We start from the raw sequence: 13,607 nt of genomic DNA, 5'->3' as shown, positions 1-13,607 counted from the left end.
AACCCAGCCTGCGCTGGGGTGACGGATTGGATCAGGTGCTGGGCAAATCCAGAATCCGCTTGGCGATGATGTTGAGCTGGATTTCGCTGGTGCCGCCCTCGATCGAGTTCGCCTTGGTCCGCAACCAGCCGCGCGGCGCGCTGCCGCCCGACGACCGCTCGCTCTCCCATTCCAGCGCGTTCGATCCACCCGCCGACATCATCAGCTCATGGCGCGCCTTGTTCAGCTCGGTGCCGTAATATTTCATCATGCTCGGCTGCGCGGGATGCGCGCGGCCTGCCTTGAGTTCGTCGATGAAACGCTCGGACATCATTCCGAATGCCTTCGACCGCACCTCGAACATCGCGATGCTCGCGCGCAGCAACGGGTCGGCGAGACGCCCGTCATGGTCGAGACCGATCGTGGCGATCGCACCGTCGATCAGCGGATTGCCACCGGTCGAGGCAAGGCCCATGCCCGAGATCATCTCGCGTTCATGACCGAGCAGATATTTGGCGACGTCCCAGCCCTTGTTCTCATCATGGATGCGATTGGCCTTGGGCACTTTTACATTGTCGAAAAAGGTTTCGCAAAAGGGTGAATAGCCGCTGATCAACAGGATCGGCTTGGTCGACACACCTTCGCTCGCCATGTCGAACAGCACGAAACTAATTCCGCCCTGCTTGCTGCTCTTGTCGGTGCGTACCAGGCAGAAGATCCAGTCCGCCTTGTCGGCATAGCTGGTCCAGACCTTCTGGCCGTTGACGAGGTAATAGTCGCCCTTGTCTTCGGCAGAGGTGGCGAGGCTGGCAAGGTCGGAGCCGGCATTGGGTTCCGAATAACCCTGGCACCAGCGGATCTCGCCGCGCGCTATCTTGGGCAAATGCTCGAGCTTCTGTTCCTCGGTGCCATATTTCAGCAATGCCGGCCCGAGCATCGAAATGCCGAATGAGTTGAGCGGGTTACGCGCCTTGATGGCAGCCAACTCTTCGCGCAGGATCTTGGTTTCGGCGGGCGACAGGCCGCCGCCGCCATAGGCCTTGGGCCAGTCGGGTACGGTCCAGCCGCGGCCGGCCATGGCGTCCATCCATTCCTTTTGCCCGGGCTGGAAATCGGGATTGCGCCCGCCCCAGGTCGCATCCTTTTCGGAACGAAGGGGTTCGCGCATCTCGGGCGGACAATTCGCCGCCAGCCAGGCGCGGGTCTCGGTGCGGAAGGTGTCGAGATCGGTCATCATGTCATTTCCTGGGTCTGGCAGTTCATCCGATCGCGCCATCGACGAGGCGGGCGACCGCTATGGCGGTATGATCGCGGTGCGGTGCGGCGATCACTTGCATGCCGATGGGCAAGCCATCGGCGGTGGTGCCGATCGGCACGGCGGTAGCGGGCAGGCCGGGATAGGTGGCCAGGCCGGGCCAGGCGAATTGCGCCGCGAACGGCGTCTGTTCGCCATCGATCAGCAGCGTTCGGATGCGCAGCTCGGTATCGTCATGCGCAAACGCCGCGCTGCCCAGGACGGGCGCGAACACGACATCGAAATCCTCGAACAAGCGCACCCACGCCCGCGTGTTGCGCGCCTGATCGTCCATCATGTCGAACCACTGCACCAGGGTCGCGGGCGTCCCGCCGGCCGGCGCGATCCCGCGCGCCATTGCGATGGCGAGCATGCGCATATAACCGCCTTGTTGCTTCGCCAGGTCGGGAAGCAGATCGGTCTTGCGCGTGATCTGCGCGCCGGCCGCCGCGAGCGCGCTCGCGGCCTTTTCGATTGCCGCGACGATCGCCGGATCGGCTTTGGCGAGCGGATGGTCGGTCAACAGAAGGACGCGCAAGCCGCGCGGGCCCTCGATCGTCGAGCGCGGTTGCGGCACATCGGCGACCAGATCGAATGCCAGCGCCAGATCGGCACCATCGCGCGCCAGCGGGCCGATCACCGAGAGGACGGCGCGTGCGCCGTCAGTGCCGGGGAAGAAATGCCCCTCGGTTGGCAAGACTCCAAAGGTCGATTTATGTCCCCACACGCCGCAGAAATGCGCCGGCACGCGGATCGAGCCACCAATGTCGGAGCCATATTCGAGCGGCACCATGCCCGCGGCGAGTGCCGCCGCCGATCCTCCCGACGATCCGCCCGGGACATGCGCATGATTGTGCGGATTGTTGGTGCGGCCATAGACCGGATTGATCGATTGCAGGTCCGCCAGGCTGACCGGCACATTGGTCTTGCCGAGAAACACGACGCCGGCCGCCTTCAGACGTTGCACCGCGACCGCGTCTTTCTGCGCGAGGTGACCGCGATGCGCCTCGAAGCCCCAGGTCGTCGGCAAGCCGGCGATGTCGTAGCTTTCCTTGATCGTCATCGGCACGCCGAGCAGCGGCGCGGTATCGCCGGCGGCGAGGCGGCGGTCCATTTCCGCCGCCTGCGCCCGCGCGCGATCGAAATCGCGCACGACCACTGCGTTGATCGGCCCGTCGCGCGCCTCGATCCGGTCGATCGCGGCTTCGCATTCGAGGAGAGCGCTGCTCTCCCCGCTACGGATCACGGCGGCGGTTTCGAGCGCGGACCGTTCCATCAGCTGAAGCGCCCGTTGCTTTCGGCCTTGCTCTTGAGCAATTCGGCGACCTTGAAGCCGTGCTTCTCCAGGCCGGCAACGATCTTCTTCAGGCCTTCGGTGTCGGCCCAGAACATCGGGCCGCCGCGATAGACCGGCCAACCATAGCCATAGATCCAAACCACATCGATGTCCGACGCGCGCTGCGCCATCTTCTCCTCGAGGATCAGCGCGCCCTCATTGACCATGGTGTAGAGCGTCTTCTCGATGATCTCCTCATCGCTGATATCGCGCTTCTGCAGGTTCGATTTGCTGCGGAATTGCTCGATGATCTCGGCGACGCGGGGGCTGGGGGTCGGATTGCGCTTCTCGTCATAATCATAGAAGCCCTTGCCCGTCTTCTGGCCCCAACGGCCTTCGGCGGCGAGCGCGTCGCGGATATTCTCGATCCGGGTCGGGTCGCGGTGCCAGCCAATATCGACGCCGGCGAGATCGCTCATCTGGAACGGGCCCATCGGCATGCCGAACGCGACATGGACGCGGTCGATCTGCTCGGGCGTCGCGCCTTCCATCAGCAGCTTGTTGGCTTCGACCTGACGCGGCATCAGCATGCGGTTGCCGATAAAGCCGTGGCACACGCCCGCGACCACCGCGACCTTCTTGATCTTCTTGGCCAGCGCCATGACCGTCGCGAGCACATCGTCCGCGGTCTTCGCACCGCGCACCACTTCGAGCAGTTTCATAACATTGGCGGGCGAGAAGAAATGCATCCCGAGCACGTCCTGTGGACGACCGGTGACGGCAGCGATCTCGTCGATGTTGAGATAGGATGTGTTCGATGCGAGGATCGCACCGGGCTTGGCGATGGTGTCGAGCTTGGTGAAGATCTCCTTCTTCACTTCCATCGTCTCATAGACGGCTTCGATGATCAGGTCGCACTCGGCGAGTTCGGCGAAATCCAGCGTCGGCTTCAGCGCGCCCATCGCCTGCTCGACCTGCTCGGGCTTGAGCCGGCCCTTGGCGGCCGACGCTTCGTAATTCTTGCGGATCACGCCGGTGCCGCGGTCGAGCGCTTCCTGCTGCATTTCGACGATCGTCACCGCAACACCGGCGGACAGGAAGTTCATCGAGATGCCACCACCCATCGTGCCGGCGCCGATCACCCCGACGCGCTTGATGTCGCGCAGCGTGATATCGGGTGCGATGCCGTCGATCTTCGCGGCCTGGCGCTCGGCGAAGAACAGATGGCGCTGCGCGGCGCTCTGCACGCCCATCATCAGCTTCATGAATTCCTGGCGCTCGAACGCGATACCCTCGGCGAAGGTCGAGCCGTCAGATGCCTTTTCGACGCAGGCGATGTTGGCGGCGGGCGCGTCAAAACCGCGGAAGCGCTTGGCATTGTCCTTCTTGAATGCGGCGACCGCATCGGGGTCGGCCTTGGCGACCTTCTCGCTGGCGCGGGGCAGGGGGCGTGTATCCGCGACTTCACGGGCGAAGGCGATCGCATCGGCGGCAAGGCTATCCTCACCGGCGAGGCGGTCGATCAGGCCGGCATCGAGTGCGCGCTTTGCGGGGATCGGGTCGCCCTTGGCGGTCAGTTCGAGCGCGATCGGGACACCGGCGACGCGCGGAATGCGCTGCGTGCCGCCGGCTCCGGGGAGCAGGCCGAGCTTCACTTCCGGAGTGCCGATCTTCGCGCTCGGTACGGCGATACGGTAATGGCAGCCGAGTGTGACCTCGCATCCACCGCCGAGCGCGGTGCCGTGGATCGCGGCGACCACGGGCTTGTCCGATGCCTCGATCATGTCGACCAGCGTTGGCAGGCCGGGCTCCTGCATCGCCTTGCCGAATTCCGTGATGTCGGCACCGGCGAAAAAGGTGCTGCCGTCGCAGCGGATCACCATCGCCTTGACGCTGGCGTCGGCGAGACCTTCCTTGAGGCCGGCCTCAAGGCCCTGGCGCACGGCGGCGCCGAGCGCGTTGACCGGCGGGTTGTTCGAAATGATGACGAGGACATCGTCATGGCGTTCGGTGGTGATCGGACCGGTCATATTCTCTCTCCAGTTTCAGTATCGTCGTGCCAGCGAAAGCTGGCATCTCATGGGACGGGCGATAGGCCGGCCTCACAAAGACCCCAGCCTTCGCTGGGGTGACAGTCGGTTAAGTCAGCGCGGAATAAATCAGCGTCTTCAGTTCGCGCCGGATCGGATAGACGTTCGATGGACTCATCTGCGTCATGAATATCATGTGGAGCTTCTCGACCGGGTCGATGAAGAAGGCGGTCGAGAACATCCCGCCCCAATAATATTCGCCGACCGATCCCGGGATCATCGACCGCGCAACATCGATATTGACCGCGAAGCCGAGCCCGAAGCCGGTGCCGGCATTGGCCGCTTCGCTGAACAGTGACCGCGACATGGTCGAAAGGTCGGAACCGCCGGGCAGATGGTTCTGCGTCATCAGCTCCAGCGTCTTGCGCCCGACGATACGCGCGCCGTCGAGCTCGCCGCCATTCAGGCACATTTGGCAGAAGCGATGATAATCGAGCGCGGTCGAGACCAGCCCGCCGCCACCCGAGAGAAGCTTTGGCTTGCGGCTCCAGGCACTTTCCGTCCCGCGATCATACATCACGCGGCCCTTGCCAGCGACGAAAGTGTAGCAATCGGTCAGCCGTTCGGTCTTGTCCGCCGGAACCTCGAAGAAAGTGTCGTGCATCTTGAGCGGCACGAAGATGCGCGCGCGGAAGAAATCGTCGAGTTTCATACCCGATACACGTTCGACCACGGCGCCGAGCACATCGGTCGACACGGAATAATTCCAACCTTCTCCGGGCGAGAATTCGAGCGGAATCTTGCCCAGCGCACCGATGAAACCGTCGAGATCGAGATTGCCGCGCCAATTCTCGATTTTGCCCTCGCGGTAGGCGGCATCGACGTTGGAGCGATTCTGGAAACCATAGGTCAGGCCCGAAGTATGGCGAAGCAAGTCGACCATGCGCATCGGCTCGGCCGTTGCCTTGGTCGCGAACGGCACACCAGCGCCGCCGCCATTATAGACCCCAAGCCCCTTGAATTCGGGCAGCACGTGGTGAACCGGGGTATCGACCGCGACCAAACCCTGTTCGACCAGCATCATGAAGGCGATCGAGGTGATCGGCTTGGTCATCGACGCGATGCGGTAGAGCGAGCTTTCATCGACCGGCTTACCGCCTTCGCGCGCCGCGCCCTGGCTGCTGAAATGGACGATCTCGCCGTCGCGCGCGATCAGCAACTGAGCGTTGGGCAGCTTGCCCGTATCGAGATAGCGCTCTTTCAGCAGGCCATCGATATGGGCCAGTCTGGTGGAGTCTAAACCGTGCGATCCTGGCTTGGCGATCTTCATCTGGCTTTCCATACCCCCGGTTCGAAACTGGCTGCACCCTATTGCCTTGAGTAGCGCGCGAATCAACACTAACCTTGGATGAAACGGTAGATAAGCCAAACCCGAAGTTCAGAAATATGGAGAGACGCGCCTTGGATATCGAACCTCTCGTCGCGCTCGACCCCAATTGGCCCAAGGTCTCGCTGGCGCAGGCGCAGGCTGCGCTGACCGTACCCGGCAGCAAGTTCGAAATGGATCTGATCGATATCCGCGGTGTGCCGACTCGCGTGTGGAAACATGCGCCGCCAACGCTCGGTTTCCTGATCCAGGCAGCGCGCGCCTATGGGCAGAACGTCTTTACCATCTATGAGGACGAACGTGTCACCTATGAGGCGAATTATCGCGCGGTCGCGACGCTGGCGACCCGATTGCAGGAGATGGGCATTGCCAAGGGTGACCGCGTCGCGATCGCGATGCGCAACCTGCCCGAATGGCCGGTGATCTTCTTCGCCGCCGCGTCCATCGGTGCGATCGCTGTGCCGCTCAATGCGTGGTGGACTGCGGGCGAACTGGAATACGGCATCGACGATTCGGGTGCGCGCATCCTGTTCGTCGACGATGAACGCCATCTGCGGCTGGTCGATTCCGGTACGGCACTTCCCGCGATGGAGCGGGTCATCGTCGCGCGCGCATCGCATCCGTTGGAGGGCAGGGCCTCGCGGCTGGAGGATCTGATCGGCACGCCGGCCGACTATGCGGCGCTGCCCGACTTGCCTTTTCCGCAGGTCGAGATCGACACCGATGACGATGCGACGATCTTTTACACCAGCGGTACGACCGGTAGCCCCAAGGGCGCGCTCGGCACTCACCGCAATCTGATGACCAATATCCTGTCGGGTGGCTATGCTTCGGCACGGTCGGTGCTGCGCCGCGGCGAGGCGGTCCCCGATCCGTTGCCGCGCACCATGCTGACGGTTATCCCGCTCTTCCACGTCACCGCGTGCAGCGCGAGCCTGATGGGGGTGATCGCGACCGGATCGACGATGATCTTCATGCGCAAATGGGACGTGGTGCGCGCGATGCAGATCATCGAGCGCGAGAAGGTCAACGTCACTGGCGGGGTGCCGACCGTCGCCTGGCAACTGATCGAGCATCCCGATCGCCACAAATACGACCTCTCCTCGATCGAGGCGATCGCCTATGGCGGCGCGCCGGCGGCGCCCGAACTGGTCAAGCGCATCCATGAGGAATTCGGTGCGCTGCCAGGTAATGGCTGGGGCATGACAGAGACGATGGCGACGGTGACGAGCCATTCGAGCGAGGATTATCTCAATCGCCCGACCAGCGCGGGACCACCGGTCGCGGTGGCCGACCTCAGGATCATGGATGATGACGGCACGACCGAAATGCCGCTCGGAGAGGTCGGAGAGCTCTGGGCACATGGCCCGATGATCGTGAAGGGCTATTGGAACAAGCCGGAGGCGACCGCCGAGACTTTTATCGACGGCTGGGTGCGCACCGGCGACCTGGCGCGGCTCGACGATGAGGGCTTCGTCTATATCGTCGATCGCGCCAAGGACATGATCATCCGCGGCGGCGAGAATATCTATTCGAGCGAAGTCGAAAACGTCCTTTACGCGCATCCCGCAGTGACCGATTGCGCGCTGATCGGCATCCCGCACCGGACACTCGGCGAAGAGCCTGCGGCGGTGGTCCATCTCGCACCCGGTATGGAAGCGACCGAGGCGGAACTGCAGGCCTGGGTGCGCGAACGGCTCGCCATTTTCAAGACGCCGGTCGCGATCCGCTTCGTGCATGAAACCTTGCCGCGCAATGCGAACGGCAAGATCATGAAAAAGGATCTGAAGATATTGTTCGAGGACAGGGTTGGGGTGGCCGCCTGACGCGGTTACGTTGCGTCGATGCGTTATCGCCATTGGCTCCTGTTGTGTGTTGCTCCTGTCTTGCTGGGGGGTACTGGCGGCGAAGCGGCGCCTGAATCGTTCGATGTCGGCATTCCGCAGCTTCCCCAAATCGTCGCCACCGATGGCGGGAAAGCGGTTCGCTACGAGCTTCATGTGACGAATTTTTCCGCGGTGCCGCTGGCGGTGCGCGGCATATTGGTCACCGATGCCGACACCGGCAAGGTCATCAGGAGTTTCAGGCTGCGGCCGTTACTGACGCATTTAATCCCGCTCGCCGGGGCGAAGGATGATCCGGCTTCGGCGCAGGTCGCGATCCAGCCCGGCGCGAGGGCGGTCCTCTATGTCGAACTGACCGGCCCGGTGCCACGGCGGATCGGCCATACGGTAGATTATCTAGGCGGCTGCGAGACTTGTCCCTCGCGTCTCGACGTCGCCGCCGTTGCGGTGAACCAGACCGCGCCGGTGACGCTCGCGCCGCCACTGGCTGCGGGACTTTGGGCGGCGGTACAGTCGCCGAACTGGCCGCGTGGCCATCGACGCGTAATCTATACGCTCGGCGGAAAAGCTCGAATTCCCGGGCGTTACGCGATCGACTGGGTCGGCATCGATGAAAATGGCCGGACGACTCGTGGCGACCCCGATCGCCCCGCCGACGCGATCGGTTATGGCGCGCCAGTTCTGGCCGGCGCCGATGCACGCGTCGCGGCGGTGCGCGACGGCATGGCGGAGAGCGCCTCGATCGAGCGCAGTACCAAACATCTGCTGGGGGACGGTGCGGGCAATTATGTCGCGCTCGACCTCGGCCATGGCCGCTATGCATTTTACGAACACCTGCAGCCAGGCAGCGTCAGGGTGAAGATCGGCCAACGCGTCGGCCGCGGCGAGTCGATCGGCGCGCTGGGTTTCAGCGGTGATACGACCGGGCCGCACCTCCATCTCCATGTCGCCGATGGGCTCGATCCGCTGAGGGCGGAAGGGTTGCCGTTCGTGATCGATGCTTATACCCAAGTCGGGCGATACGACGATATCGGCTCGCTCGGGCGCGCGAAATGGCAAGCGCCGGGCGTCGCACTCAAGTTGCGCGAATGGCCGGCCTCGAATGTCGTGGTGCGCTTCACGCGGTAATAAGGGAGGGTATCTGTCTGTTCCCCTCCTTTATGGGGGGAGAGAACAGCCTCCTGTACTGAATCTAACCCTCTATGCGCCGACGACATTGCCAACCGCGCTCTTCCAGCCCTTCAGTCGCGCGGCACGAATATCGCGTTCCAGGGCGGGCTCGAATGTCTCGACCGCGCTGCGCATCACCGATGCTTCTTCCAGCCCGTCGAACAATCCGCACCCGATGCCTGCAAGCATCGCCGCGCCGAGCGCTGTCGTCTCGGCGAATTTCGGCCGTTCGACCGTCACGCCGAGAATGTCGGCCATGTCCTGCGCCATCCAGTTGTTGGCGACCATGCCGCCATCGATCCGCACACACTCCCAGTCCACACCATCGGCGGCGAAGGCTGTTTTCAGGTCATGCGCCTGGTGCGCCATCGCCTCGAGCGCGGCGCGCACGATATGCGCCCTGGTGGTCGAGAAGCTCAGGCCGGACAGCGCGCCGCGTGCCTCAGGTTGCCACCATGGCGCGCCTAGGCCCGACAATGCGGGGACGAGATAGACGCCGCCATTGTCCGGCACGCTACGCGCCATTGCCTCGGTCTCCGCGGCGGTGCCGATCAGGCCGATTTCGTCGCGCAGCCATTTGATCAGGCTGCCCGCGACGAACACCGATCCTTCGAGCGCATAGGCGCGACGCCCGTCAAGCTGCCAGACGATGGTCGAGAGCAAGCGGTTGCGCGAGGTCGGCGGAATCGCACCGGCCTGGGTGAGAACGAACGCACCGGTGCCAAAGGTCGCCTTGGTCTCGCCGGCCTTGAGGCAGGACTGGCCGATCGTCGCGGCCTGCTGGTCGCCGGCGATGCCGCAGATCGGGATCGCCGCCCCGAACAGAATGGTCTCGCCGAACTGTCCCGCACAATCGACGATCTCGGGCAACGCCTTGCGCGGTGCGCCAAACAATTCGATCAGCCCGTCATCCCAATGGCCGCTGCCGATCGCCATCAGCGCGGTGCGACTGGCGTTGGTTGCGTCGGTGATGTGCTCACCACCCGTCAGCTTCCAGATCAACCAGCTTTCGATCGTGCCGACCGCGAGCCGGGCTCCGGCCGCCTTCAATTGCGGCCAGTTCTGCATCGCCCAGCCGATTTTCGATCCCGAGAAATAGGGATCGAGCAGTAATCCCGTCTTGGCTTGTACGGCGGGTTCATGGCCCGCCTCTCGCAAATCCCGGCAGATCGCAGCGGTGCGGCGGTCCTGCCAGACGATCGCGGGCGCAAGCGGTTCGCCAGTCGTCCGGTCCCAGAACACCACTGTCTCGCGCTGGTTGGTGATGCCGATCGCCGCGATCCGCTCCGCGCCGCCGGCCAGTTCGACCATCGCACCGGTGACGGCGAGGGTGCGTTGCCAGATTTCGGCGGCGTCATGCTCGACACGACCAGGTTCGGGATAATGCTGAGTGAGCTCCGCAGCCTCGCTGCCGATGCAACTTCCGTCGGGTTTGAAAAGCATGGCACGGGTGGATGTCGTGCCTTCGTCGATAACGAGGATGAGGTCGCGCATCAAACAAGGCTAGCCGGGATTACAAGCTGAGGGAATGAGGCTAGTGTCGTGGCGAACACAACAAGGACGGATGTAATAGTGGCGGACGAGGCGACGGGAGAAGAACGGCCGATCGAACAGCCAGCGATCACGCCGGCATCGACATTTGGTGCGTTCGGACTGCCGCTGATCGGCACCATCGAGGCGGGCGAAGATGCCCGAATCGCGACGCGCCGCGACCGTCTGCTCGCGGCGCTGACGCTGATCTGCGGCATCGGCCTGGCGCTGGCCTTGCCCTTCGCACTCAAGGCGGGGGCGGAGTTCTTCCTGCCGACCACGGCGGCGCTGGTCGTCGCGATTGCACTGGTCCCGGTGCTCGAATGGCTAGAGCGGCATCACGTACCGTCGCCGCTCGCGGCGCTGACCTGCGTTCTGCTGTTCCTGGTCGCGGCGAATATCGCGCTCGCCGCAATCGTTGTCCCGGCGACCGAATTCTTTCGTAAGCTGCCCGAGCGGATCAACCGCATTCAGATGAACATCCAGCCGATTCTCGACCTATATTCGACGCTGGAAAAATATATCAACCGCACTGTGCGCCAGCTCGCCTCGAACGAGGCGGTACGCCAGCCGCAGACGGTCGCCGCGACACCGCCCAATTCGATACTCGAACTCGCCGCGACGTCCGCGCCGACGCTGATCATCCAAGTGTTTTTCGCCATTCTTGTGGTCTATTTCTTCCTTTCCGGCTGGACCCGGTTGCGCAAGAAAACGATCACCAGTCGGTCGAGCTTCGGTGGCGCAATGGCCACCGCACGAGTGATCCAGGATGTGGTCGACGACGTGTCGGCCTATCTCGGTACGATCACGATCATCAACCTTTCGCTCGGCGTGGTCATCGCCTTTGCGCTTTGGCTGATCGACATGCCCTATCCGCTGATGTGGGGCGGCATCGTCGCGCTGCTCAACTATATCCCCTATTTCGGGCCGATCATCGCGGCGATGCTGTTGCTGCTCGGCGGGCTGATGACTTTCCAGGACATATGGGTCGCGGTGCTCCCCGCCGCGATCATGATCGGAGCGCATCTGATCGAGGCCAACGCGATCACACCATTCATCGTTGGACACCGCCTGACCATTAATCCGATCCTGATACTCATATCGCTGAGCTTCTGGGGGTGGGTGTGGGGGACGACCGGTGCGTTGCTCGCGGTGCCTTTGCTGATCATCCTGCAGACGGTGATCGGTGCGGCGGGCAAGCCCGATATCGCCGGCTTCCTGTTTGAACACGGTACGCTGACGCAGCAGCGCAAGCGGCGTGGACGCAATGATCCAGCGGACAGCTAAACAGTCGTTGACAGGGTAGGGCACCTCGCTTAGGTGCCGCGCCTCACGCTTCATAAGCGGGTGTAGCTCAGTTGGTTAGAGCGCCGGCCTGTCACGCCGGAGGTCGCGGGTTCGAGCCCCGTCACTCGCGCCATTCCCAAGTTGGAATGGCCTAAGTGTTCTTCGAAAAATCGCGATCCTGCCGCAGGCCTGAGCCGCGCGCTGCGTCTACCCAGCACCAAAACTCCTCAGCGCCAGCGTCCGGTTTCCATCCACAGCAACATTCGCCGCATCGGCAGGATCCACAGCCAGACGATGCCCGTGACGAGATAAAAGGCAAGCTGCAGCAACCAGTGCCAATTACCCACCCAGTTCGAGGCACTGGCGACAGCGATCACCCACAGGGCGATCAATACCAGGATCGCGAGCATGCCGACCGGTTTGCGCCAGCTGGGGGTCATCGGACGATCCATTCTCTTTCGGTGGTGATGACATGGAGCGGTACGTCCCACGGCTCCACGGGCAGCGAGTCGACCTGCTGTATCGACCAGGCAATGCCGATGCGCCAGCTTTCCGGAAAGCGCAAAAAAGCGCGATCGTAATAGCCGGCGCCCTGCCCTAGGCGGTTGAGGCCGTGGTCGAACGCCACCAGCGGGGTCAGGATGATGTCGGGGCTAAGCTCGGCCGCCGCCTCTGCCGGCTGGTGCAGGCCGAACGGTCCGGCCATCAACGCCGCTTCGGTATCCCAGGCGAGGAAGCGCATCGGCTTTGTACGATCGACGATATGGGGCAGGGCGATGACGCACCCGGCCTCGACTGCGGCGCGGGCGAGCGGGCTTGGGTCGGCTTCGCTGCCGATCGGCACGTAAGAGGCGATGGTCAGCCCGTGCGACAGGCGGGCGAGATAGGCGGGTGGTGGCGTCATGATCGGCCGCGTGTCCGCCACGAAGCGGTCGCGGGCGGCACGCGTCGCCGCGCGCAGGGCTTGCTTGTCGAGCATCATCTGAAAAAGCCGGTGGAAGTGGCGGGACCACCGTGGCCGTTTGCCTGAATATCCTCTGACGCCGTTAGCATCAGGTGGGGATCATGTACGACAGGCCAGGACCTGCGCAGGGACAACCCCCTAGGAAGAATAATCGCCTCAGGGATAATCGGTAAGGCTCGTACCGGGCAGTGCCCGCCACTTATACCTATAGCAACTGAGAGGTTAATTCTCAAGGGTCGCGGCCAGCCCTTCGAGCCGATCGGCCAGTTTTTCGAGCAACGCCTCGCCGGCCTTGTCGGGCGCGCGGCGTTCGGCCTCGTCGAGCGAATCGCCCAGCATCAGCGCGATGAACAACATCGTACGTTCGGCATTCATTCCGCCAGCCGCGCGTGAGGCGGCGGGCCAGCGCCCGTCGAGCATCGCGCCGACGCGGCGCAATTGCTCTTCCTCGTCATCGCGGCAGGCGACGATATGGCGGCGGTCACCGATGGTGAGCGTGACGTCTGCCATCAATCTTCTCCGCCCTGCGCGATTACCTCGTCGAGCGCGACGATCGCTTCGGCCATACGGCTGCGCAGCGTCTCGTGACGCCGGACGAGCGCATTGTTTGCCCGAGTCCGGGCAGCCATCGCAGCCTCGATCCGGGCGATAGCGTCCTCGATGCGGTCGGTGGCGGAAGAAAGGGCATCGGCCATGTTGTTGCGATAGCACGGCTTCGCGTGACGACAAGATCGATTTGGACCAGCGCGGTTGACGCAGAGGGCGAGCCACCGCAAAGACCGCGCACATTATCGACTCGCCGGCTGCCCCACCAAGGCTTTTTGGGCCAACAGCATTTGGGCCCCG

Annotated in this window: 12 protein-coding genes, 1 tRNA gene and 1 other RNA gene; 4 read left to right on the top strand and 10 right to left on the bottom strand. The window is 63.4% G+C overall.

What is annotated here, in order from left to right; translation table 11 throughout:
* Window positions 1-31: 31 nt before the first annotated feature.
* The 4 genes from ACVWZA_RS07845 to ACVWZA_RS07830 form a co-directional block, all read right to left on the bottom strand.
* Window positions 32-1,216: an acyl-CoA dehydrogenase family protein gene (locus ACVWZA_RS07845; protein WP_457310636.1), complete on the bottom strand. Its 1,185-nt coding sequence runs from the start codon at window positions 1,214-1,216 to the stop codon at window positions 32-34.
* Between the two features lie 22 nt (window positions 1,217-1,238).
* Window positions 1,239-2,549: an amidase family protein gene (locus tag ACVWZA_RS07840; RefSeq protein WP_457310635.1), complete on the bottom strand. Its 1,311-nt coding sequence runs from the start codon at window positions 2,547-2,549 to the stop codon at window positions 1,239-1,241.
* Complete coding sequence (locus ACVWZA_RS07835; RefSeq protein ID WP_457310634.1) at window positions 2,549-4,579, bottom strand: 3-hydroxyacyl-CoA dehydrogenase NAD-binding domain-containing protein; 2,031 nt, start codon at window positions 4,577-4,579, stop codon at window positions 2,549-2,551. Before ACVWZA_RS07835 ends, ACVWZA_RS07840 begins: the two co-directional genes overlap by 1 nt.
* A gap of 109 nt (window positions 4,580-4,688) precedes the next feature.
* Window positions 4,689-5,909, bottom strand: a complete 1,221-nt coding sequence (locus tag ACVWZA_RS07830; RefSeq protein WP_457310633.1) for a serine hydrolase domain-containing protein — start codon at window positions 5,907-5,909, stop codon at window positions 4,689-4,691.
* Window positions 5,910-6,025: 116 nt separating this feature from the next.
* Here ACVWZA_RS07830 and ACVWZA_RS07825 point away from each other — a divergent pair, with 116 nt between their 5' ends.
* Together ACVWZA_RS07825 and ACVWZA_RS07820 are read left to right on the top strand one after the other, a co-directional pair.
* Complete coding sequence (locus tag ACVWZA_RS07825; RefSeq protein WP_457310632.1) at window positions 6,026-7,792, top strand: AMP-binding protein; 1,767 nt, start codon at window positions 6,026-6,028, stop codon at window positions 7,790-7,792.
* A 174-nt stretch (window positions 7,793-7,966) separates the two neighbouring features.
* Window positions 7,967-8,938 (top strand): M23 family metallopeptidase, encoded by a 972-nt coding sequence (locus ACVWZA_RS07820; protein WP_457310631.1) that lies wholly within the window; start codon window positions 7,967-7,969, stop codon window positions 8,936-8,938.
* Window positions 8,939-9,010: 72 nt separating this feature from the next.
* On the opposite strand, the gene ACVWZA_RS07815 is transcribed toward ACVWZA_RS07820, so the two are convergent.
* Window positions 9,011-10,474, bottom strand: coding sequence for an FGGY family carbohydrate kinase (locus tag ACVWZA_RS07815; protein ID WP_457310630.1), 1,464 nt, complete (start codon window positions 10,472-10,474; stop codon window positions 9,011-9,013).
* Between the two features lie 177 nt (window positions 10,475-10,651).
* Here ACVWZA_RS07815 and ACVWZA_RS07810 point away from each other — a divergent pair, with 177 nt between their 5' ends.
* Window positions 10,652-11,797: an AI-2E family transporter gene (locus ACVWZA_RS07810; RefSeq protein ID WP_457310866.1), complete on the top strand. Its 1,146-nt coding sequence runs from the start codon at window positions 10,652-10,654 to the stop codon at window positions 11,795-11,797.
* A 56-nt stretch (window positions 11,798-11,853) separates the two neighbouring features.
* Window positions 11,854-11,930 (top strand) — tRNA-Asp (locus ACVWZA_RS07805).
* 94 nt (window positions 11,931-12,024) lie between these two features.
* On the opposite strand, the gene ACVWZA_RS07800 is transcribed toward ACVWZA_RS07805, so the two are convergent.
* From ACVWZA_RS07800 to ACVWZA_RS07780, 5 genes are all read right to left on the bottom strand, one after another.
* On the bottom strand, window positions 12,025-12,237 hold the full coding sequence (locus tag ACVWZA_RS07800; RefSeq protein ID WP_457310629.1) for a DUF2842 domain-containing protein: 213 nt from the start codon (window positions 12,235-12,237) through the stop codon (window positions 12,025-12,027).
* Window positions 12,234-12,779, bottom strand: coding sequence for a 5-formyltetrahydrofolate cyclo-ligase (locus tag ACVWZA_RS07795; RefSeq protein WP_457310628.1), 546 nt, complete (start codon window positions 12,777-12,779; stop codon window positions 12,234-12,236). Before ACVWZA_RS07795 ends, ACVWZA_RS07800 begins: the two co-directional genes overlap by 4 nt.
* Window positions 12,780-12,799: 20 nt before the next feature.
* Window positions 12,800-12,956, bottom strand: a non-coding RNA gene (gene ssrS, locus ACVWZA_RS07790) — 6S RNA.
* A 27-nt stretch (window positions 12,957-12,983) separates the two neighbouring features.
* Window positions 12,984-13,271 carry a cell division protein ZapA gene (locus tag ACVWZA_RS07785; RefSeq protein ID WP_457310627.1) on the bottom strand — a complete coding sequence of 96 codons (288 nt, stop codon included), beginning with the start codon at window positions 13,269-13,271 and terminating at the stop codon, window positions 12,984-12,986.
* Entirely contained in the window at window positions 13,271-13,456 is a 186-nt protein-coding gene (locus tag ACVWZA_RS07780) for a hypothetical protein (protein WP_457310626.1), read from the bottom strand. The genes ACVWZA_RS07785 and ACVWZA_RS07780 overlap by 1 nt, the downstream gene beginning before the upstream one ends.
* Between the last annotated feature and the right edge of the window lie 151 nt (window positions 13,457-13,607).

The sequence above is a fragment of the Sphingomonas sp. UYAg733 genome (genome assembly GCF_054057355.1).
The sequence above is the reverse complement of the archived record's forward strand: the minus strand, read 5'-3'. Positions and strand labels throughout refer to the sequence as shown.

Coding starts and splice junctions, on each gene's coding strand:
- ACVWZA_RS07785 (WP_457310627.1), bottom strand. CDS start 13,271: ATGGCAGACGTCACGCTCACCATCGGTGACCGCCGCCATATCGTCGCC.
- ACVWZA_RS07840 (WP_457310635.1), bottom strand. CDS start 2,549: ATGGAACGGTCCGCGCTCGAAACCGCCGCCGTGATCCGTAGCGGGGAG.
- ACVWZA_RS07800 (WP_457310629.1), bottom strand. CDS start 12,237: ATGACCCCCAGCTGGCGCAAACCGGTCGGCATGCTCGCGATCCTGGTA.
- ACVWZA_RS07845 (WP_457310636.1), bottom strand. CDS start 1,216: ATGATGACCGATCTCGACACCTTCCGCACCGAGACCCGCGCCTGGCTG.
- ACVWZA_RS07835 (WP_457310634.1), bottom strand. CDS start 4,579: ATGACCGGTCCGATCACCACCGAACGCCATGACGATGTCCTCGTCATC.
- ACVWZA_RS07825 (WP_457310632.1), top strand. CDS start 6,026: ATGGAGAGACGCGCCTTGGATATCGAACCTCTCGTCGCGCTCGACCCC.
- ACVWZA_RS07815 (WP_457310630.1), bottom strand. CDS start 10,474: ATGCGCGACCTCATCCTCGTTATCGACGAAGGCACGACATCCACCCGT.
- ACVWZA_RS07830 (WP_457310633.1), bottom strand. CDS start 5,909: ATGAAGATCGCCAAGCCAGGATCGCACGGTTTAGACTCCACCAGACTG.
- ACVWZA_RS07780 (WP_457310626.1), bottom strand. CDS start 13,456: ATGGCCGATGCCCTTTCTTCCGCCACCGACCGCATCGAGGACGCTATC.
- ACVWZA_RS07795 (WP_457310628.1), bottom strand. CDS start 12,779: ATGATGCTCGACAAGCAAGCCCTGCGCGCGGCGACGCGTGCCGCCCGC.